Source organism: Endobacterium cereale (assembly GCF_009617585.1).
GTDB classification, from domain to species: domain Bacteria; phylum Pseudomonadota; class Alphaproteobacteria; order Rhizobiales; family Rhizobiaceae; genus Neorhizobium; species Neorhizobium cereale.
Window position 1 is genome coordinate 446,381 of the sequence record NZ_WIXI01000051.1, and the last position, 19,085, is coordinate 465,465.

General features: G+C 59.2%; 20 protein-coding genes. 12 read left to right on the forward strand and 8 right to left on the reverse strand.

What is annotated here, in order from left to right; translation table 11 throughout:
* Positions 1 to 14 precede the first annotated feature (14 nt).
* On the reverse strand, positions 15 to 3,530 hold the full coding sequence (locus tag GAO09_RS28380) for a hybrid sensor histidine kinase/response regulator (RefSeq protein ID WP_153360154.1): 3,516 nt from the start codon (positions 3,528 to 3,530) through the stop codon (positions 15 to 17).
* A 196-nt stretch (positions 3,531 to 3,726) separates the two neighbouring features.
* On the opposite strand from GAO09_RS28380, the gene mscL reads away from it, so the two are divergent.
* From mscL to sciP, 4 genes are all read left to right on the forward strand, one after another.
* Positions 3,727 to 4,155 (forward strand): large conductance mechanosensitive channel protein MscL, encoded by a 429-nt coding sequence (gene mscL / locus GAO09_RS28385; RefSeq protein WP_153360156.1) that lies wholly within the window; start codon positions 3,727 to 3,729, stop codon positions 4,153 to 4,155.
* Between the two features lie 102 nt (positions 4,156 to 4,257).
* A complete protein-coding gene (locus tag GAO09_RS28390; protein WP_153360158.1) occupies positions 4,258 to 5,424 on the forward strand; it encodes a pyridoxal phosphate-dependent aminotransferase in 1,167 nt (388 codons plus the stop codon).
* A gap of 332 nt (positions 5,425 to 5,756) precedes the next feature.
* Positions 5,757 to 6,383 carry a sugar transferase gene (locus GAO09_RS28395; RefSeq protein ID WP_153360596.1) on the forward strand — a complete coding sequence of 209 codons (627 nt, stop codon included), beginning with the start codon at positions 5,757 to 5,759 and terminating at the stop codon, positions 6,381 to 6,383.
* A 188-nt stretch (positions 6,384 to 6,571) separates the two neighbouring features.
* Complete coding sequence (gene sciP, locus GAO09_RS28400) at positions 6,572 to 6,847, forward strand: CtrA inhibitor SciP (protein ID WP_112733674.1); 276 nt, start codon at positions 6,572 to 6,574, stop codon at positions 6,845 to 6,847.
* A gap of 44 nt (positions 6,848 to 6,891) precedes the next feature.
* Here sciP and GAO09_RS28405 read toward each other — a convergent pair whose 3' ends face one another.
* The gene (locus tag GAO09_RS28405; RefSeq protein WP_153360160.1) at positions 6,892 to 7,383 is read right to left on the reverse strand and encodes a paraquat-inducible protein A; all 492 of its coding nucleotides are present in this window, start codon (positions 7,381 to 7,383) and stop codon (positions 6,892 to 6,894) included.
* Between the two features lie 139 nt (positions 7,384 to 7,522).
* Positions 7,523 to 7,876, reverse strand: a complete 354-nt coding sequence (locus tag GAO09_RS28410) for a flagellar export protein FliJ (RefSeq protein ID WP_153360162.1) — start codon at positions 7,874 to 7,876, stop codon at positions 7,523 to 7,525.
* 440 nt (positions 7,877 to 8,316) lie between these two features.
* On the opposite strand from GAO09_RS28410, the gene ctrA reads away from it, so the two are divergent.
* Positions 8,317 to 9,018, forward strand: a complete 702-nt coding sequence (gene ctrA / locus GAO09_RS28415) for a response regulator transcription factor CtrA (protein ID WP_112733668.1) — start codon at positions 8,317 to 8,319, stop codon at positions 9,016 to 9,018.
* A gap of 156 nt (positions 9,019 to 9,174) precedes the next feature.
* Here ctrA and GAO09_RS28420 read toward each other — a convergent pair whose 3' ends face one another.
* Both GAO09_RS28420 and chpT read right to left on the reverse strand, forming a co-directional pair.
* Positions 9,175 to 9,537 (reverse strand): response regulator, encoded by a 363-nt coding sequence (locus GAO09_RS28420; protein WP_153360164.1) that lies wholly within the window; start codon positions 9,535 to 9,537, stop codon positions 9,175 to 9,177.
* 97 nt (positions 9,538 to 9,634) lie between these two features.
* The gene (gene chpT / locus GAO09_RS28425) at positions 9,635 to 10,282 is read right to left on the reverse strand and encodes a histidine phosphotransferase ChpT (protein ID WP_153360166.1); all 648 of its coding nucleotides are present in this window, start codon (positions 10,280 to 10,282) and stop codon (positions 9,635 to 9,637) included.
* A 244-nt stretch (positions 10,283 to 10,526) separates the two neighbouring features.
* Here chpT and GAO09_RS28430 point away from each other — a divergent pair, with 244 nt between their 5' ends.
* Both GAO09_RS28430 and GAO09_RS28435 read left to right on the forward strand, forming a co-directional pair.
* Positions 10,527 to 11,126, forward strand: a complete 600-nt coding sequence (locus GAO09_RS28430) for a DUF1134 domain-containing protein (protein ID WP_153360168.1) — start codon at positions 10,527 to 10,529, stop codon at positions 11,124 to 11,126.
* 129 nt (positions 11,127 to 11,255) lie between these two features.
* A complete protein-coding gene (locus GAO09_RS28435) occupies positions 11,256 to 12,425 on the forward strand; it encodes a coiled-coil domain-containing protein (protein WP_324185099.1) in 1,170 nt (389 codons plus the stop codon).
* Positions 12,426 to 12,427: 2 nt separating this feature from the next.
* On the opposite strand, the gene GAO09_RS28440 is transcribed toward GAO09_RS28435, so the two are convergent.
* Together GAO09_RS28440 and GAO09_RS28445 are read right to left on the reverse strand one after the other, a co-directional pair.
* Positions 12,428 to 13,264: a TrmH family RNA methyltransferase gene (locus GAO09_RS28440; RefSeq protein ID WP_153360170.1), complete on the reverse strand. Its 837-nt coding sequence runs from the start codon at positions 13,262 to 13,264 to the stop codon at positions 12,428 to 12,430.
* Positions 13,264 to 13,656, reverse strand: a complete 393-nt coding sequence (locus GAO09_RS28445) for a hypothetical protein (protein WP_153360172.1) — start codon at positions 13,654 to 13,656, stop codon at positions 13,264 to 13,266. Before GAO09_RS28445 ends, GAO09_RS28440 begins: the two co-directional genes overlap by 1 nt.
* A gap of 42 nt (positions 13,657 to 13,698) precedes the next feature.
* Between GAO09_RS28445 and GAO09_RS28450 the strand changes: the two genes are divergently transcribed.
* From GAO09_RS28450 to rpoH, 5 genes are all read left to right on the forward strand, one after another.
* Positions 13,699 to 14,724: an RluA family pseudouridine synthase gene (locus GAO09_RS28450; protein ID WP_153360174.1), complete on the forward strand. Its 1,026-nt coding sequence runs from the start codon at positions 13,699 to 13,701 to the stop codon at positions 14,722 to 14,724.
* Positions 14,725 to 14,797: 73 nt separating this feature from the next.
* The gene (locus GAO09_RS28455) at positions 14,798 to 15,634 is read left to right on the forward strand and encodes a helix-turn-helix transcriptional regulator (RefSeq protein ID WP_235938547.1); all 837 of its coding nucleotides are present in this window, start codon (positions 14,798 to 14,800) and stop codon (positions 15,632 to 15,634) included.
* Between the two features lie 83 nt (positions 15,635 to 15,717).
* Positions 15,718 to 15,891 carry a hypothetical protein gene (locus tag GAO09_RS29790; protein WP_209018874.1) on the forward strand — a complete coding sequence of 58 codons (174 nt, stop codon included), beginning with the start codon at positions 15,718 to 15,720 and terminating at the stop codon, positions 15,889 to 15,891.
* 93 nt (positions 15,892 to 15,984) lie between these two features.
* Complete coding sequence (locus tag GAO09_RS30200) at positions 15,985 to 16,269, forward strand: DUF1127 domain-containing protein (RefSeq protein WP_235938549.1); 285 nt, start codon at positions 15,985 to 15,987, stop codon at positions 16,267 to 16,269.
* Positions 16,270 to 16,602: 333 nt separating this feature from the next.
* Positions 16,603 to 17,505 (forward strand): RNA polymerase sigma factor RpoH, encoded by a 903-nt coding sequence (rpoH, locus tag GAO09_RS28465; protein ID WP_153360176.1) that lies wholly within the window; start codon positions 16,603 to 16,605, stop codon positions 17,503 to 17,505.
* A 64-nt stretch (positions 17,506 to 17,569) separates the two neighbouring features.
* Here the strand turns inward: rpoH and GAO09_RS28470 are convergent, their stop codons facing one another.
* Positions 17,570 to 18,988 (reverse strand): PepSY-associated TM helix domain-containing protein, encoded by a 1,419-nt coding sequence (locus GAO09_RS28470; protein ID WP_235938550.1) that lies wholly within the window; start codon positions 18,986 to 18,988, stop codon positions 17,570 to 17,572.
* Positions 18,989 to 19,085: the final 97 nt, after the last annotated feature.

The window sequence follows — 19,085 nt, forward strand, 5'->3', positions numbered from 1 at the left end:
TTCAGAACGGGAACCTACTCGGCCGCGGTGCGACGATGACTGGCGATCTGGGAAATATAGGCACGCAGGGCTGCCGGTTTGACGGGCTTGTTCTGCAATCCCAGGCCGTGTTTTTTTGTCTCGGCGCGAACCTCCTGGCTGCGGTCGGCGGTAATGATAAGGGCCGGAATATCGATTTCGAATCGTGCCCTTAGCCCGAGAATTGCCGCAATCCCGGTTCCGTCGTCAAGGTGATAATCGGCGATCACGAGATCGGGAACGGGTGTGACGGCAGTGCTGTGGACATCCTCCGCCAGCGCCGCGGCTTCCGCCTTCGAGGAAGCCTGCAGAACCGTGCAGCCCCAGCCGGAAATCAGGATCGCCATGCCGGCGAGAATACGCGGATCGTTGTCGATGCACAGCACGGTGACGCCGGAAAGCGATTGCGGGGCGATGGAGACAGGGATGGGCGAAGACTGCTTTGCCGCCTCGGTTTTTGGCAACGTGACGCGAAAAATCGTGCCGCGACCGGGGGCGGACACGATCTCGACCGGGTGCGACAATACCCGCGAAATGCGGTCGACGATGGAAAGGCCGAGGCCCAACCCGCTGGCTGTGCGCGCACCTTCATCCAGCCGCGTGAATTCCTCGAAGATCGCCTCGAAACTGGCTTTCGGAATACCGATGCCGCTATCGGCCACCTCAATCACCACATCCTCGCCACGCCGACGCACACCCACCAGAACCTTGCCGGACACAGTGTATTTGATGGCGTTGGATACAAGGTTCTGCACCAGACGGCGCAGGAGATTGGCATCCGAACGGACGCTGAGCGAGGTGGCCATGACCTTGAAGGTCAGGTTCTTTTCACGCGCAAGCGGTGCAAAATCGGTCTCGATCCGGTGCAACAGATCGCCCAGCGGAACGGCGGCGATCTGCGGTTTCATGGCGCCTGTATCGAGCCGCGAAATGTCCAGCACCGCGCCGAGAATGGCCTCGACCGATTCCAGTGCCGAATCGATATTGCTGACCAGTTCGCTGTTTTCCGATTGTCCTAACCGTCCGACCAGCGCGGAAGAGTAAAGACGAGCGGCATTCAGCGGCTGAAGAATGTCGTGGCCGGCAGCGGCAAAGAAGCGTGTCTTGCCGAGATTGGCATCGTCGGCAGCGGCGCGGGCAGCGGCCAGTTCGCCGTTCACCTGCGTCAGTTCGGCGGTGCGCTCGCTCACCCGCAATTCCAGTGTCTCGTTTGCCTCCTGTAATGCGCGAGCCGCCGACACGCGGTCGGTAATGTCGGTGAAAGTGGCAACGAACCCATTGTCCGGCATGGCGTTGGAGCGCACCTCGATTATGCGCTTTCTTCTGCCGAGCGAAAGCGAGAAGGGGATATCGAGCGTTTTGAACCGTGCGATCAGCGCCGTCTTGCCGGCTGCGTCCAGATCACCTCGGGCCACGAGAATAGAGACGAGATCGGAAAGTGGGTAGCCTACCTGTCCGACGTCTTCCGGCAGATCAAGCAGGCTGCGAAACCGCCGGTTCCAGACCGTCAGACGCCCGAGATTGTCGAACACGGCAATACCCTGGTCCATCTTGGAAAGTGCGGTCTGCAGCATGTCCTGATTGTGCTGCAGCGCTTCGCTGGCCTGATCGAGCAGCCATGCGGTGTCCGGCCCGGCATCCTCCGTTTTTTGCAACACAAGCGACAGTACCAGCCGTGCGGAAGCCGAACCGATGGCGCTGCCGAGAAGCTGTTCGGAAAAATGGATGATCGACATGTCGGCCGCGTCGGTGTCCGAGAGCTTGCGACCAGTCGATCGTTCATGGCTGGCAAAGGAGCGGCGCATGCGTTCCTCACCGAGATAACGGCCGATCGTCGCCTTCAGCGTGCCGATCGTGACCGCCGTCTTCCAGCCACGGCTGACCAGTTGCGAACGCGGCTGGCGGCGCACGAACACACCGGCCTGCACGCGTTCCAGCGGTCGCGGATTGCGTGAAAGCGAGCCGAGCACGAAAGCTGTGAGGTTGAGGAGAAGGCTGAGCGTGACGGCATTGACCAGCGGATCGGCACCCGGGCCGGAAAAAATCCCGGTGCCGGGAAACAGGAAATTCAGAACGGCGGACGCCACATGGGCGTTGTCCGGCCCGCCAAGGCTCGGCACGAACAGCAGATAGGCCCAAGCAAAAAAACCGGCCAGCATGCCGGCAATGGCGCCACGGGCATTGGCGCGGTGCCACCACAGGCCACCCAGCACGGCCGGCGCCATCTGCGCGATCGCGGCAAAGGACAAAAGACCGATCGAGGCAAGGCCGGATTGACCATCGGACATACGATAATAGGCATAACCGAGGATCAGTACGGCAAAGATCGCCATGCGCCGTATCGTCAGAAGCATGGGCGCAAAATCGGCGCGCTGGTCGTCGGAGCCGATCAGGCGGCGGCGCAGAAATACCGGCATGACGATATCGTTCGACACCATGATCGAAAGTGCCACGGATTCGACGATGACCATGGCGGTGGCTGCCGAAAAGCCGCCGATAAAGACGATCAGCGACACGCCCGGCATATGCTGGGTGAGCGGCAGGAGCAGAAGGTAGAGGTCGGAATCACCGCTGCCTCCAAGCAGGATCAGGCCGGCGGCGGCTACCGGCAGCACGAACAGGTTGATGGCGACCAGGTAAAGCGGCAGCAGCCAGCCGGCCATGCGCAATTCCCGCATCGTGCGATTTTCAACGACGGTCACATGAAACTGGCGGGGCAGAAGAATAATCGCGAAAACCGACAATACGATCAGCACGACCCAGCGGCTGGTCGGTGTGTGGTAGTCCATCGAGGCCGATACCAGCGGATGATTTTTCGCTTGCTGCAAAATATCGGCCGGCCCATCGAACAGGAAATAAAGGACCGCAATGCCGGCAGTGAAGAAGGCCACCAGTTTCACCAGCGATTCCGCCCCGATGGCAAGGATCAGCCCATCCTGATGTTCTGTCGCATCCGTGTGGCGTGTACCGAACATCACCGCGAAACAGGCCATCATCAGTGTCACGATCAAAGCCAGATCGAGGAAGCCGGGCGAGAGGTCGGCGGCCGCCCCGAAGCCCGAAGGATCGAGCATGGCCGAGACCGAGCTGGATACGGCGCGCAGTTGCAAGGCGATGTACGGGATGACACCAACCAGCGAGATGACGGCGACGATCAGCGCCACCGTCTGGTTCTTACCGTAGCGGGCGGCAACAAAGTCGGCGACCGAGACGAGGCGTTCCGCCTTGGCGATCTCGATGATGCGGCGGATGATCGGCAGGCCGATGGTAAACGCGATGATCGGGCCGATATAGATGCCGGCAAACTCCAGCCCGTGCCCGGCGGCCAGCCCCACGCCGCCAAAATAGGTCCAGGACGTGCAATAGACGGCGAGGCTCAAGGCGTAGACGAGCGGCCGTCCGTTGCGGCTCACGCCAAGACTTGCGCTGCGGCGGTCGCCATAGGTCGCGACTGCGAACAGCAGCAGAATATAGGCACATGCCGACAGCAAAATGGCCCAGCCTGGAAGCATATCTCCTCCGCGACCGGTCAGACCGGCCATCCTCCGAAGCCAAGTCTAAGGGAAAAGCGGACGCTTGAAAATCAGCGGCTTCTCGTCAAAAAGTTGAAGATGGCTGTCTGGCGCCCGAATACTGCAAACTGGTCTTTTCAGTATTTTCGAATGCGCTATGTTGCGTTTCAGGGTGGAACATACAGAGAGGGTAACCATGTCTTTCGTCAGCGAATTTCGCTCCTTCATCGCCAAGGGCAACGTCGTCGATCTTGCGGTCGGTATCATCATCGGCGGTGCTTTCACCGGCATCGTCAACTCGCTCGTCAATGACGTCGTCATGCCGGTCGTCAGTGTCGTGGTCGGCGGTATCGATTTCTCGAATTACTTCTTTCCGCTGAATTCGGCTGTCACCGCAACGACGCTGGATGCCGCCAAGGAGCAGGGCGCCGTCTTTGCCTACGGCAAGTTTCTGACCGTCATCATCAACTTCCTGATCCTCGCCTGGATCATCTTCCTGATGGTGAAGGGCGTGAACAAACTGCGCGCAGCCGAGGAAAAGAAGCCGGTCGAGGCCGCACCGGCCCCGCCGCCGGCCGATATCGCGCTTCTGTCGGAAATCCGCGATCTTTTGAAGAACCGCTGATCGGCAACGCTTCACATAAATCGATCGAAGGCCGACGAATTCTTATGGGATTCGTCGGTATTCTTGCGTTATGAATTCCCAAAACGGGAGTCATTGTAACGCATGTCCATTCTTGAAAGCCTGAGCCACCGTGCCCTGTCCGCTCCCCCGAGCGGCATTATCGAAGTCGTTCAATATGCACGTGGCCGCGAAGGCCTGATCCCGCTCTGGGCGGGCGAGGGCGATCTGCCAAGCCCCGATTTCATCAACAAGGCGGCCAGCGACGCCCTGATGTCCGGCGAAACGTTTTACACCTGGCAGCGCGGCATTCCGGAAATGCGCGAGGCGCTCGCCGATTTTTACCGCCGTCATTTTCAGGTCTCCCTGCCGATCGACCATTTTTCGGTTACCAGTTCCGGCATGCATGCGATCACGCTGTGTGTTCAGGCAGTGACTGCGCCAGGCGACGAACTGATCTATCTGACGCCGACATGGCCGAACATCGTCTCCGCTGTCGGTATTGGTGGTGCAACGCCTGTTCCTCTGGAGCTTGATTTTGTGGATGGCGGCTTCAAGGTCGATATCAACAGGCTGGAAGCGCTGATCACGCCGCGCACCAAAGCGCTGTTCATCAATACGCCATCCAACCCGACCGGCTGGACAGCCACGAAGGAAGATCTCGCCGATATCCTCTTTGTCGCCCGCAAGCACGGCCTCTGGATCATCGCCGACGAAATCTATGCGCTCTATTATTATGCGGGTGGTCGCGCGCCGTCCTTCTTTGACGTGATGGAAGAGGGCGACCGTATCCTTTTTGCCAATTCCTTCTCGAAGAACTGGTCGATGACCGGCTGGCGTGTAGGCTGGATCGTCGGCCCTGCCGAGATCGGCAATGTCATCGGCAATCTCATCCAGTATTCCAGCTCCGGTCTTGCGCAGTTCATGCAGCGTGGTGCTGTCGTGGCGCTCAATCAGGGCGATGACTTCGTGCGGAAAAATATCGAGCGCGCCACCATCTCGCGTGACATTCTCTGCGACACGCTGATCTCCACCAATCGTGTCGAGACCCGCAAGCCGGATGGCGCGCTTTACGCCTTCCTCAAGGTCGATGGCATCACTGACAGCCGCGCCGCCGCCTTCGATATCGTCGACAAGACGCTGGTGGGTCTGGCACCGGGCACCGCATTTGGTCCGGGTGGTGCGCCTTTCCTGCGAGCCTGCTTCCTGCGTGACCCCAATCAGGTCCGTGAGGCTGCCGGGCGTCTGGCCGAATATATTCTCAAGCTCTGAGGGTAAGATCCGGATACGGCTGACGGGTACCAGTCAGCCGTATTAATACGAAAAGATGAGTTTTGCTCATTAAGCCTTGAAATGCTCCCGCACTGCAACATGTACCGTCCCTGATCGTCTCGCTGCGCCGTTAACCATTCGTTGATGATGTGCATTGAGGATCGGCGATTTGTTGCGCTACCAATGGCGCCGGCAAAAGTGACTGTATGTGTTGAACAGATGCGGGTGATGACGTGACGGGATCGGGACGCCAGTTAGACGCAATTCAAGTGGCAGCGGAACAGCCGAAACCATTTCCTTTCAATATCGAGGATTATGGTGCCGCAGCAGTGATGCGAAGGGTGAGCCATTCGCGTGCGCACCTCGCCGCAAAGCGCGCGGTCGATATTTCGGTCTCTCTGATGGCCCTCATCGCGCTCGCACCGCTGCTATTGGCGGTTGCGGTTTTGATCAAGCTCGACAGCCCCGGTCCGGTTCTTTTCCGGCAGACGCGCTGGGGCAAGGATTGCAGCAAGATCAGGGTCTACAAGTTCCGCTCCATGCGCACCGACCTCGGCGACTCCACTGGTGTTGCGCAGACGATCAAGAACGATCCGCGCATCACTAAGCTCGGCGCTATCCTGCGCAAGACCAATATCGACGAACTGCCGCAGCTCCTGAACGTGCTGAAGGGCGACATGTCGCTGGTCGGCCCGCGCTGCCATGCGATCGGCATGCTGGCCGCCGGTATCCCTTATGAAGATCTGGTGCCGGATTACCACCGTCGCCACATGGTCAAGCCCGGCATGACCGGTCTTGCCCAGATGCGCGGCCTGCGTGGTCCGACCGACCGCCCCGGCAAGGCACGCGCCCGCATCGCCTGCGACCTGCATTATATCGACAAGTTTTCCGTCTGGTTCGATATCCGCATCATGGTCGGCACCGTGGTGTCCGAACTGCGCGGCGGCAAGGGTTTTTGAGGTCCTCGTCTTCTTCTCCGAATCCTCCCAATGAAAAAGCGCCTCCTCCAGGGCGCTTTTTTTCTGCGTTTTCCGTTACTCCCTCAACTTTTCCACAATCGGGACAAAAAGCCGTGAACCGCTTAGGTAAATGTTAAAACTGCGGCTCTAGGGTCAGTTGCGTGGTCTTGAGTAGTGTAGAGAGTCCAATGACCGAAATGATCCGACCCCGAGTTAAATATGTCATCGGACCCGATGGCAGCCCTTTGACGATTGCGGACTTGCCCCCGGCCGATACGCGCCGCTGGGTCATCCGTCGCAAGGCTGAGGTGGTTGCCGCTGTTCGTGGTGGCCTGTTGAGCTTGGAAGAAGCCTGTGAGCGTTATACGCTGACAGTAGAGGAGTTCCTGTCCTGGCAGGCCTCGATTAACGATCACGGCCTTGCCGGCCTGAGAACAACCCGTATCCAGCAGTATCGTCACTGATCACTGCCGACGCCGAATTTGGCCTGCTTTAACCCCTCTCGACCTCAGGGCCGCGAGGGGTTCTGCTTTTTCAGCCTGCGCTTCAGCAAGGCATGCCGTTCCCAGAGCGGCAAAAGTGCTGCGGAAATCAGCGTCGAGCCGGCGTAAAACCAAAGGCCCGGCTGCGTTATCGCTTCCGCCAACCCGCTGGTCTTGGCCGCAAAAACCACGATCGCCACCAGCATCACATCCATCATCGACCATTTGGAAAGATGCGGCATCAGCCGACCGAGCCGGCTGCGCTTTAACTGGCCCTCCCCGCGTACGGCGCCAAGCGCCAGAACCGCGAGTTTCAGGATCGGAAACAGGATGGAAAATCCGCCGACCAGCAAGGCGAGCAGAATATCGCCACCCATCCAAAGGGATGAAACAATGCCGACCAATGACGGCGTCTTGGTGAAAAAGTAAAAGCTGTCGAAGCGCATGATCGGCAGGAAAAGGCCGAGCATCAGAAAAACGGCTGCGACAAGTATCAAAAGAAATTTAGGCAGATCCATCAATCGCTCCGGTCTTGTTGCGACTGGATATAGACTATCGGATCGACCGAGGCACCTGACAAAAACGAAAACGGGCCCGGCAGGAAAACCTGCCCGGCCACGTTAACGAAACGGATCCGGCAAAACGGATCGGAAACCTTTAAGCGCGGGCGCGCTGGTTTCCGACGTCACGCTCTTCGAGCGCCGTTGCCTTGGAAAGTTCTGCCTGGGCTTCTTCAAGCGCCAGTTCGGCAGAATCCTGCTGGGTTTTCAGCTCTCGGATCGAAACCTGGAGGTTATCCGCCCGCTGCCGTGCCGCCTTCGCAAAGGTCGGATAGGCAAAATGGCCCGGATCGGTAATTCCCGACTTCTTTTCTTCAAGCGTGATCTGGTGTTCCAGCTCTTTCGCCATTCTTTCAAATTCCGCCATCATCATCTGCAACTGCTGCAGCTGGCGGCGTTTGTCATTCACCTGAAATTCCTTCAGGCGAACCAGACTGTCACGCGATTTCATACGCAATACTCCCGTGGATAGCGAGACCCCGGCCAATTCACAAACATGCCTGTGTCCGAGCTGATACAGATAGGACCAAAAAAATTTCCACGACGTTAATAAAATTCCGGTCGCGGTAACCTTTCGTTTACGGGCATCGTTAATGATAAACCCGATCGCTTAAGGGTCAGTAAATGCCATGGTCGATTTTCGACAAACGACAATGACGAGTCGTATGAATCACTTAGCGCAATTTCCTCGCGTTATGATTCAGGTTTTGGCGGTGACGGATTCTCAATTGAAATCAGGCCAGTACCAATTTTGTTTAACAAATTCCTGTACCTTGCCAACACGAGTCAGAGTTTGTTAACCATTTGGTGGCAGCCTCCAAATCAGGCAACGACTGGATCCGGTGCGCGTTAGGGGGTTGCAAACCTTTCGCGGCGGTAAAGGGGAAAAATATGCGGGTTCTATTGATCGAAGACGACAGCGCAACGGCTCAGAGCATCGAGCTTATGCTGAAGTCCGAAAGTTTTAACGTTTACACCACCGATCTCGGTGAAGAGGGCGTCGATCTCGGCAAACTCTACGACTACGACATCATCCTTCTGGATCTTAACCTGCCGGACATGTCCGGTTACGAAGTGCTGCGGACGCTGCGCCTCTCGAAGGTCAAGACCCCGATCCTTATCCTGTCGGGCATGGCGGGCATCGAAGACAAGGTACGAGGCCTTGGTTTCGGCGCTGACGACTACATGACCAAGCCGTTCCACAAGGACGAACTGGTTGCACGTATTCACGCCATCGTTCGTCGCTCCAAGGGTCACGCTCAGTCGATCATCATCACCGGTGAACTGATCGTCAACCTGGACGCCAAGACCGTTGAAGTCGGCGGCCAGCGTGTTCATCTGACGGGCAAGGAATACCAGATGCTGGAGTTGCTTTCGCTCCGCAAGGGTACGACGCTCACCAAGGAAATGTTCCTGAACCACCTTTACGGCGGCATGGACGAGCCCGAACTGAAGATCATCGACGTTTTCATCTGCAAGCTGCGCAAGAAGCTCGCAAATGCCGCCGATGGCGCCAACTATATCGAAACCGTCTGGGGCCGCGGCTATGTGCTGCGCGAGCCGGATGGGGCGGAATACGCCGAAACGGCCTGATAGAAATATCGGAATTCCCCTTCCGCAAGGCCCGCGCGAACGTCATCGCGCGGGCCTTTGCACGTTCACGGACAGCCTGGTGACAGGCCGATCACGGATGCGAAAAAACCGGGCACGTCAAAACGTCCCGGCAATCGTCATTTCATTTTTTGGAAATCAGGCCGCGATCGACAGGTTGGCAAAGACCGAGGACAGGATCTTGCGGTCGAACGGCTTCAGCAGGAAGTCGTCGGCGCCGGCACGCTTGCCCTGCATCATCTTGCGCAGATCGGCTTCGATCACACAATAATAGATGCGCACCTTGTCGCCATTCGGAATGGCGCGAACGCCGGTGATCAATTCCAGTGCGCCTTCAAGACCCGCATCGACGATCAGCACGACGGGAAGTTCGGCCTTGCAGCGCTGAAGCGCTTCGCCCGAACTTGCCGATTCCGACACCATGAAGTTGAGTTCGCTGAGGATACGCTTCGCAACGGTCCGGACGATATCGGAACTGTCGGCAATCATCAGACGCTGCATAGTGGACTCCCCAATGGATCCGGCCTTCGAAGGAAGCACCGGATCCCGATCCTAAGGGAGCCTCAGCTAATGAATGGTTACCGATCAGCGATATAAATCACGCGATTGCCATTTCCGCGATAAAGGCAATCTTATCTTCGAAAACGACGTGTTTCAGATCCATACCCGCTTCTTCGGCCAGCAGCACAGTATAATAAGGCTGGATCGAATGGGCGTCGACAGCCTCTTCCATGCTGCCGGAGCAGATTTCGATGAATTTCGGCGGTACGCGCAGCATCCGGCCCTTGGTCGTGATGGTGAACTTCGCGTCCGTTTCCGGATTTTCCAGCATGACCTCAAGGCTGCCACCGCGCGGGATAGAGCCATAAGCGACCATGAACAGGTTAAGCAACAGCTTGACCCGGTTCTTCGGGATGATGGCGCGCGGGCCGGTCCAGGTTACTTCGACCTTCTTGTCCGCGTCCGCAAAATCCTTGGCAGCTTTTTCCGCTTCGCCGGTATCGATCGAAGCACCAACCGAGCCGGAAGCACCGAAAGCGAGGCGGGCAAACTTCAGGCGAACCGAGGCGTTCAGTGCGGACGCACGGATCAGGTCCAGGGCTTCCTCGTCGGTACCGCCTTCGTCGAGCAGTTCCAGACCGTTGTTAATGGCGCCGACCGGCGAGATGACATCGTGGCAGACGCGGCTGCACAGAAGGGCTGCGAGGTCGGCACCGCTCAAGGTGAGATTGGGGTTCTTCGGCATCGGGAGTTCCTGTTGCTCTTCTTTAAAATGTCACAGCGTCCTTTGCGCGCCATACATATGGCACACGGCGCTGTATTGTCGTCCGCGAATGGCGAGAACCTGAGCACGCCAACGTTGCGCGAGAATGACGTCAGCGTTGCGCCTTAAGAACACCATTTTTGGTAAACCGATTGTTAACACCATCGCCTCAAGATGGTTAGACCGCTATATGCGACGAGATTCGATGCAAACCACGGAAAGAACGATGCGCCCCAGCAAACTTTACGCCATCGCCCGCCTGGGTTTACAGAGCCTGCTTGCCCCTGTCCTTGCAATGCCTCTTGCCCTCCCCACCGTTGCCGCCGCCCAACAACAGAGCGGTGAACAGTACACGGCGCAGGAAATTGTCGATGCCGGACATAGCTTCTTCGGCAATGCAAGCGGTGGCTTGGCCAAGGTTGTCGAGCGCGCTTTCCAGCAATATGGCCTGCCGAACGGTTACATTCTCGGCCAGGAAGGTTCCGGCGCCTTCATCGCCGGCCTCACCTATGGCGAAGGCCAGCTCTATACGAAGAATGCCGGCCAGCACGAAGTCTATTGGCAGGGGCCGTCTCTTGGCATCGACTACGGTGGCCAGGGCACCCGCGCCATGATGCTTGTCTATGACCTGCAGTCGATCGAGGCCCTTTATGCCCGTTACGGCGGTGTCAGCGGCTCGGCCTTCGTCATCGCCGGCGTCGGCATGACGGTTCTCAAGAACCGCAATGTTGTGCTGGTGCCGATCCGCACCGGTCTTGGCGCACGCCTCGGCGTCAATGTCGGCTACCTGAAGCTGACGCCGAACCCGACCTGGAACCCCTTCTGATCCTTGCTATCTAACTTTCGCCTTTTAGGCGTGCGAAGCGCTTGCCGCCTCGCACGCCTCATGCTTAGTTTATACTTGGCAGGAAGACGGTATCAGGCTCGATAATTCAGACTGCGGGATGGCCCTCACGTGATCCAATTTGCTTTGTTGTTCGGCCTCGGCTTTCTGACTGCGGTTCTACTTGCGATGATTCTTGCGCCCGCCATTCATCGGCGGATCGTGCGCTATACGGAAAACCGCATTCAGGCGACCATGCCGATCAGCCCGCAGGAGGTGCGCGCCCAGCGTGACATGGCGCGTGCCGTCTATGCCGCGGAGAACGCCCGCACCAAGCAGGACCTGGCGAAGGCGCGCGATAAGGCCCTGGCACTGCAATTGCGTTATGATGGCATCACCGGCGACGCCACCCGCCTGCAATCGGAAAACCACGAACTGCATATGCAGATTGATGACATGAACACCGAAGCATCCGACCTGCGGTCGCGCCTTCGCCGTGAGGATGTCTATATCCAGCAATTGCGCGCCGCCTTGCAAACCGTTGAGGATGCCGGTGCCACCAAGGATCTTGAAATAGAAACCCTGCACAAGCGGGTCATGAAGCTTGGGGCCGACCTCGACAATCTGACCATCGACCTGTCGACGCGCGACACCGAGGTCGAGAACCTGAAGTTCCGGGTGACGGCGCTGCGCGAAGAGCGGGACACCTTGCGCCAGGACGTCAAGCTGCTCACCACCCGCACCAAGGAAGCGGAAATCCGCCTGACGCAGGAAGAGCATAAGGCCCTGCGCCTTGAAGACAAGCTCGCGCGCGAAACAGCGGAACGTAACGACAAGGAAAGCGCGCTTGAGCGTCGTGATGTGGAAATTACCCGCCTTCGCGACAAGGTGAAGACGGCCAATGCGGAAACCCGTAGCGCCAACAAGGCGCTGAAGGCTGCCGGCATCACCCTGCCGGCGCCGACGAAGAAAGCCGCAGAACCGGAAAAAATCTCGGTCATTCCCGCCGGGATTTCCGAAACGGGGAACGACCTGACATCCATGGCTCAGGACATCCGCAACCGCGGAACGGCTCTCGGCGAACGCCTGACGAAGCCGCGCGGCAAGGCCGGAGATGATGCCATCCGTTCCGAAATGGCCTCGATCGCCGCCAGCATGGTAGCACTGACCGCAACCGCCGAAGGCCCGTCCTCACCCATTCACAAACTGCTGGAGACGCCGGCAGAGCCGTCAGAGACTGGCCGCATCAGTCTTGCTGATCGCGCTCGCGAAGCGATTGCCGAACAGACGCAAAGCGCCTGAGATCAGATTTTCTGCTGGATGCGGGCGATCTCGTAAAGCGCGATGCCCGTCGCCATGCCGGCATTGAGGCTATCAAGGCCCGGCCTCTGCGAAATCCGCGCCGTGCTGAACCGGCTCATGATCACACGGGGCAATCCCTCTCCCTCCGTTCCCGTCACCAGTGCGATGCCCCCTGCCTCTGGCGGGATTTCGCGCAGGTCTGCAGTACCGGCCGGAGACAGGCCCCAGATCGACAAACCACGCTCCGCCAGCCGCTCCAGCAGTGACAGGATTGATCCGCCGCGTGCATAGGGCACCGACAGAACCGAGCCGACCGAGACACGCAGCGCCTTGCGATAAAGCGGATCGCAGCAGGTTTCATCTAGAAGCACCGCGTCCGCCCCGAAGGCGGCGGCATTGCGGAACATCGCGCCGATATTGTCATGATTGGAAATACCGCAGGCGGCAACGACCAGCGCCCGCTCCGGCAGTCGGTCGATCAGGGCATCAAGCTCAGGTTCGGCAACACGTCGTCCGAGCGCCAGAATGCCACGGTGCAGATGAAAGCCGGCAATCGCATCGAGAACGGCGCTGCTCGCCACATAGACCGGCACATCCTCAGGCACACCCGCCAGAATATCCTGCACACCATCGACCCGGTTTTCCAGCAGCAGGATCTTTTCGACTGCAAAAGCCCCTGCCCCATGCGCGGCAGTGGCCATGCGTAGAACGACAGTGCCTTCGATGATGAAACGACCCTGCCGCCCGGCAAGGTCGCGTTCCTTGATGTCGCGGAATTCTGCGATGCGGGGATCGGCCGGATCATCGATCCGGGTAAGCCCGTTCCCCTCGACACGCATCAGTGGCTGCCGACCGTGATATCGGCGATGATACGGCCGACCGACAGATCGAAGATCAGCGCCTTCGATGTGCCGTTAAGCTGGCCGTAGAACAGGATCTGGTTGCCCGAATGCGAAACCGACTGCACGACGAAGCCGGCCGGCAGGTTCGCGGTTGCCGCCAGCGGCTGGTCAGCCGGCACGGAAAGGCCACCGGACGTCTGCGTTGTAGCAGCCGTCTGCGGCGCCGGGCGCGTGATCTTGTAGACAATGGCGGCAAGGACGGCCATAAAGCAGACCAACAAGATGCCGCCGGAGACAAGCTGCAGCTTGATCATCTTGCGACGGATGTTCTCCATTGCCGGATCGAGCGGCTCTTCTGGGCTCTGGTCCTCGATTTCGGCTTTGGTCATGGAACGGTCCTTGCGTCAGATTTTTCAACATCGGATGAATGAATGAACGACCCCTTTAACCAAGGCGAGCAGCCAAGGAAAGTCCTGACTGCCGGAGAAGATGCCGAAGGCCGCATCGATGCATGGCTGGCAGCCGAACTCGGCGGAGAATTTTCGCGCAATCGCCTGAAAGCCCTGATCGAACAAGGTGCCGTCAGCCTGAATGGCAAACCCTGCACCGAACCGAAGAAAAAGGTGTCGCCCGGCGATACGATCGAGATCTCGCTTCCCGAACCGGAAGACCCGGAGCCCAAGGGCGAAAACATTCCGCTGGAGATATTGTACGAGGACAAGGACGTCATCGTCATCGCCAAGCCGGCAGGCCTCGTCGTGCATCCCGGCGCCGGCAACTGGACCGGCACGCTGGTCAACGCGCTGATCTACCATTGTGGCGACAGCCTGTCGGGTATCGGCGGCGTAAAACGTCCCGGCATCGTCCACCGTCTGGACAAGGAAACGTCCGGTGTGATGGTGGCCGCCAAGAACGACGCCGCCCATCGCCATCTGTCTGACCAGTTTGCCGACCATGGCCGCACCGGCCCGCTGGAACGCGCCTACATGGCTGTCGTCTGGGGCCGCCCCAACGGCCTGAAGGGAACGATCGATGCACCGCTCGGCCGCGCCAATGGCGACCGCACCAAGCGTGCGGTGAAGAAGGAAAACAGTGACGACGCCCGTCACGCCATTACCCATTATCAGGTGATGGAGCGTTTTCATGAAAAGCCGGACGCCACCTCGCTCGCCGCCCTCATCGAATGCCGGCTGGAAACCGGCCGCACGCACCAGATCCGTGTGCACATGGCGCATGTCGGCACGCCTCTGATCGGCGATCCGGAATATGCCGGCGGTTTCAAGACCAAGGTGAACACGCTGCCGGAACAGGCAAGAGAAGTGGTCGGCCGTTTCCCGCGCCAGGCCCTGCACGCCTTCCTGCTGGCCTTTGAACATCCGCGCACCGGCGAGGTGATGGAATTCGAAGCGCCGATCCCCGACGACATGGCCGAACTGATCGAGGCGCTGCGGGCGTAAGAAATAGCGGGTGGCGACACGCCGTTGCCGGGCGTATAAAAACCGCCCGGCAACTTTTGGGCGTGCGAAACCGATGTCCGTCAGCCACATGCATTCCACAAAACTGCTGGAAACCGATATCCTCACGGTGTGGGATGTCGTCTGCGATGGCGCGCATCGGCACCTGAGTGAAGAAGAGACGTCGGGCAGCACCTGCCTCGTGTTTCCCTATCGCGGCGTCTTCATGCGCCATATCGGCGATGACGAGGCCGTGGCGGAAGCAAGCCAGGTGCTGTTCTTCAACAAAGGCGATATCTACCGCATCAGCCATCCGGTCGAGGGCGGCGATGCCTGTATCAGCCTCAGCCTGCCGGAAATCCTGCTCGATGAACTGGTGCCGGACATTCACCGTCGGCCCGGAGATGTTTTTGCCTTCAACAAACAACGCCTCGGCATCGATGCCCGCGCGCAGGCGCAGGTGGCGCTGCTGCGTCACAGCCTTCTCAACCGCACCGCCGAACCGCTGGAAGGCGAAGCACTGGCGATGACGCTGGTGCGCCGCGCCGTCGGCGAGCGCACCGCCCGACCACCGGTGCCTGGCTTCAGCACCCAGAAACTCGTCAACCGCACAAAGCTCCTGCTCTCCTCCGATCTCGCAAGGCGCTGGACGCTATCGGAAATTGCCGCAGAAACCGGCGTATCTCCCGTCTACCTGACGCAGGTGTTTCGAAAGATCGAGGGCATGCCGCTTTACCGCTACCAACTGCGCCTCCGGCTTGCCCGCGCGCTCGATCTGCTCGGCAGCTACGACGACCTGACCGAACTGGGCCTCGACCTCGGGTTTTCCAGCCACAGTCATTTTTCCTCCTCCTTCCGACAGGCCTATGGCCGCACGCCGGCGGAATTCCAGCGCTTTGCCGGGCTGCGCTAAAAAAATCGCTAAAGATTCTGACAGCGCCGAATTCGCCAAAGGTGTCTTCTCTCCCTGTCACCGCCAACCAAGGGAGAGACATCATGAAGGAAAACACCTGCGCCGCCTGCGACTGCGAACTCGATGACACCCGCATCGCCGTGAAAATCGGCGGCAGGACGGTCGAGGTCTGCTGCGAGGAATGCGCCACCGTTCTGCGTGAAGCGGAAGCCACTACGCGCGCTGCCGCCAGCATGTCGGCCCATCCCGGCCACTAGACGGCTGCCATGACGGCTTGACGATCAGCGGCGGCCGGGCGGCCGCCCTTTGCAGCCTGTCATAAGCACAGGCCACCCACTCAGGAGGACATCATGAAAAACGAGAACCGGGCGGTCTTTGACCGCGCGCCGGAACCGATTGCCTATGCTTTCGAGTTTCCGATCGAAACCAGTGCCACACCGCCGAAGCCAAAAGGCATGGCGCGTTTCATCAACTGGATCGCCGCAAAACTGCGAAGACGCCGAGACCGCATGGCGCTGCTCGAACTCAACGACGAGCAGCTGAAGGATGTCGGCATTTCCCGAAGCCAGATCGACAGCGACCACAGCCGTTATCGCATGAGCCAGTCGCACGGTCTGGAACGTCATCGCTTCTGAAGCGTTTTGGAAACAGTCCGTCGCCGCATTCCCTCAAGACCATCCGAGCAATGGCTGAGGAAATGCGGTAGAAACGGTCCTGAGGAACAGCCGAGCCATCGACGGAATCTTCGATTTTCACCGGCCTTGCAAGCTTACGAATTTGTAATGATGTAACGCTCTCGTGAGGCATTGAATCACCGTTCCGCCGTACTTATCTGGTATCCGGGTCGGAGTGGGGTTGATGACATGACCCACGCCGAAGCGGCTTGCCTGAAAGGGTTTTGATGACGTCCATATGTGATGGCGTCAGCCCGAGGGAGCCGGCATTAAACGATCAGAAGGGGGTGCTTTATGGCCCGCAACAATCTGCCATCCATTACCGCCGGTGAAGGCGGTCTCAACCGTTATCTCGACGAAATCCGCAAGTTCCCGATGCTGGAGCCGCAGCAGGAATACATGCTCGCGAAGCGTTACGCTGAGCATGGTGACCGCGACGCCGCCCACAAGCTCGTGACCAGCCACCTGCGTCTCGTCGCCAAGATCGCCATGGGTTATCGCGGCTACGGCCTGCCGATTGGCGAAGTCGTGTCCGAGGGTAACGTCGGCCTTATGCAGGCCGTCAAGAAGTTCGACCCGGAACGCGGTTTCCGTCTGGCGACCTATGCCATGTGGTGGATCAAGGCCTCGATCCAGGAATATATCCTGCGCTCGTGGTCGCTGGTGAAGATGGGTACGACGGCCAACCAGAAGCGCCTGTTCTTCAACCTGCGCCGCCTCAAGGGCAAGCTGCAGGCCGTCGAAGACGGTGATCTGCGCCCCGATCAGGTCAAGGAAATCGCCACGACCCTGAAGGTGTCCGAGGAAGAAGTCGTATCGATGAACCGCCGCCTTTCCGGCGACGCTTCGCTGAACGCTCCGATCCGCGCCACGGAAGGCGAATCTGGCCAGTGGCAGGATTGGCTGGTGGATGACAGCGAGACCCAGGAACAGGTTCTCGTCGAGCAGGACGAACTTGATACCCGCCGCCGCATGCTGTCCAAGGCCATGGGCGTGTTGAACGAGCGTGAACGCCGCATTTTTGAGGCCCGGCGTCTGGCTGAGGATCCGGTGACGCTGGAAGAACTGTCGAGCGAATTCGACATTTCCCGCGAACGCGTTCGCCAGATCGAAGTGCGCGCCTTTGAAAAGGTGCAGGAAGCCGTCCGCAAGGAAGCGCTGGCACAGGCTCAGGCACTGCGCGTCGTCGACGCATAATTCTGTCTGATACAAATTTGATAGACAAAGCCCGCGGCAAATACCGCGGGCTTTTCTTTTGTGACTACCGCATGCCCGGTGGCATGTTGCGTTGTTCCGCCGCCATCATCTCCCCGAGTGCCGCCCGGAAAAAATCGATCAGCAGAAACACCAGCAGACTGACACCCATCACCGGCAGCACCACGCTAAACGCGACGGCAACCACCAGCGAGATCAATTTGGCGACTGGAGACATGTAGGAAAAGCTGCGGATCAGCGTGCGAACCGAACCACCCGGTGCCGGGCGTCGAGTCCACCACATGCGATAACCATAGATGATCATTGCCGTCAGTGAGATGCCGAGCAACGCCATCAGCACCTGATTGGCGACACCGAACAACACGCCCATATGCGCATCAATGCCCCAGCGGATCAGTTTGGCGACGATCGGAAAGGTCGCGAAATCGGCGCGACTGGTAACGGCAAATGTGTTCGGGTCGACGGCGATCGTATCTACCTGGGTGGGCCAGCTGCGATCATATTCACTGACGCGAAAGGCTTGATCAACCGTGCGCGGCGGACGGATCTCGATCATCGGGCTATCGATACCAGCTGCGCGGGAAGATGCCACGACGGCATCGAACCGAGCAACCATGTCGCTTTCGGCAACCGCGGCAGCCGTCTCGACCGGAGCACCCATGCCATGCGCCGCATGTTCGCCCAGAACAGGCGCTTCCGCTGCGGGATTAAGCGCCGTGGTGATCGCCGGCGTGATCCAGCCCACGGTGTTGCGGAAAACGTCGATATTTCCGCCCGCCCAGCGCGACCATGTCAGGCCCGTCGCAGAGAGGAACAGAAAACCGATAGCCGTCCAAAGGCCGATCACCGTGTGAAGTCGGCGCGAACGCTGGTGCGTGCTGACCTTCGCCAAGGCTGGCCTTTTTACACCGCGTTGCCAATACCAGAGCAGCACGCCGCCGAGGATAGACACCCACAGCCACGAGGCGGCAAGTTCGCTGTAATGGCGGCCGATATCGCCAAGCAGCAGATTGCGATGCAGGTAATCCAGTGCGATGCGGAATGGCAGAATGCCGCTGGTACCGTAGGTAATCAACTCACCCTGTACGGCCGCAGTGGCCGGATCGATGAAGACCGTCCGCGTTTCGGATTCGCCAAGGCCCGGTTCGGTGAACATCACGCGCGTGGTCTGCGTTTCATTCTTGGCGGGACGCACTGCAAACAGCCGGGGCCCCTCGCCGATCGAAACACGCGCTGCGGTGATCTGCTCGGACAGTGGGCGTGCCGGTCCTTCAGTCTGCGCCACAAGCTGGTCGCGATACAGGATGTTCTCGATCTGCGGCGTCAGCACATAAAGCGTACCGGTGATCGCCGCGACCAGCAAAAACGGGCCGACAAAAAGGCCGACGTAAAAATGCAGGCGGGTGAGAAAAGCGCGGACAGCGGCGCCATCAGATGCTGCGGCAGGCGTGCGGGACATTGTCATGGCGTGCCCCTCACACATGGATTTTCAGGACAAGGAGCTTCGGGAAAATTGGTACGGGCAGCCACACAAAGGGGCGCCACGGAAAAACGACGGGACA

Coding starts and splice junctions, on each gene's coding strand:
- GAO09_RS28380 (WP_153360154.1), bottom strand. CDS start 3,530: ATGCTTCCAGGCTGGGCCATTTTGCTGTCGGCATGTGCCTATATTCTG.
- mscL (WP_153360156.1), top strand. CDS start 3,727: ATGTCTTTCGTCAGCGAATTTCGCTCCTTCATCGCCAAGGGCAACGTC.
- GAO09_RS28390 (WP_153360158.1), top strand. CDS start 4,258: ATGTCCATTCTTGAAAGCCTGAGCCACCGTGCCCTGTCCGCTCCCCCG.
- GAO09_RS28395 (WP_153360596.1), top strand. CDS start 5,757: ATGCGAAGGGTGAGCCATTCGCGTGCGCACCTCGCCGCAAAGCGCGCG.
- sciP (WP_112733674.1), top strand. CDS start 6,572: ATGACCGAAATGATCCGACCCCGAGTTAAATATGTCATCGGACCCGAT.
- GAO09_RS28405 (WP_153360160.1), bottom strand. CDS start 7,383: ATGGATCTGCCTAAATTTCTTTTGATACTTGTCGCAGCCGTTTTTCTG.
- GAO09_RS28410 (WP_153360162.1), bottom strand. CDS start 7,876: ATGAAATCGCGTGACAGTCTGGTTCGCCTGAAGGAATTTCAGGTGAAT.
- ctrA (WP_112733668.1), top strand. CDS start 8,317: ATGCGGGTTCTATTGATCGAAGACGACAGCGCAACGGCTCAGAGCATC.
- GAO09_RS28420 (WP_153360164.1), bottom strand. CDS start 9,537: ATGCAGCGTCTGATGATTGCCGACAGTTCCGATATCGTCCGGACCGTT.
- chpT (WP_153360166.1), bottom strand. CDS start 10,282: ATGCCGAAGAACCCCAATCTCACCTTGAGCGGTGCCGACCTCGCAGCC.
- GAO09_RS28430 (WP_153360168.1), top strand. CDS start 10,527: ATGCGCCCCAGCAAACTTTACGCCATCGCCCGCCTGGGTTTACAGAGC.
- GAO09_RS28440 (WP_153360170.1), bottom strand. CDS start 13,264: ATGCGTGTCGAGGGGAACGGGCTTACCCGGATCGATGATCCGGCCGAT.
- GAO09_RS28445 (WP_153360172.1), bottom strand. CDS start 13,656: ATGACCAAAGCCGAAATCGAGGACCAGAGCCCAGAAGAGCCGCTCGAT.
- GAO09_RS28450 (WP_153360174.1), top strand. CDS start 13,699: ATGAACGACCCCTTTAACCAAGGCGAGCAGCCAAGGAAAGTCCTGACT.
- GAO09_RS28455 (WP_235938547.1), top strand. CDS start 14,798: ATGTCCGTCAGCCACATGCATTCCACAAAACTGCTGGAAACCGATATC.
- GAO09_RS29790 (WP_209018874.1), top strand. CDS start 15,718: ATGAAGGAAAACACCTGCGCCGCCTGCGACTGCGAACTCGATGACACC.
- GAO09_RS30200 (WP_235938549.1), top strand. CDS start 15,985: ATGAAAAACGAGAACCGGGCGGTCTTTGACCGCGCGCCGGAACCGATT.
- rpoH (WP_153360176.1), top strand. CDS start 16,603: ATGGCCCGCAACAATCTGCCATCCATTACCGCCGGTGAAGGCGGTCTC.
- GAO09_RS28470 (WP_235938550.1), bottom strand. CDS start 18,988: ATGACAATGTCCCGCACGCCTGCCGCAGCATCTGATGGCGCCGCTGTC.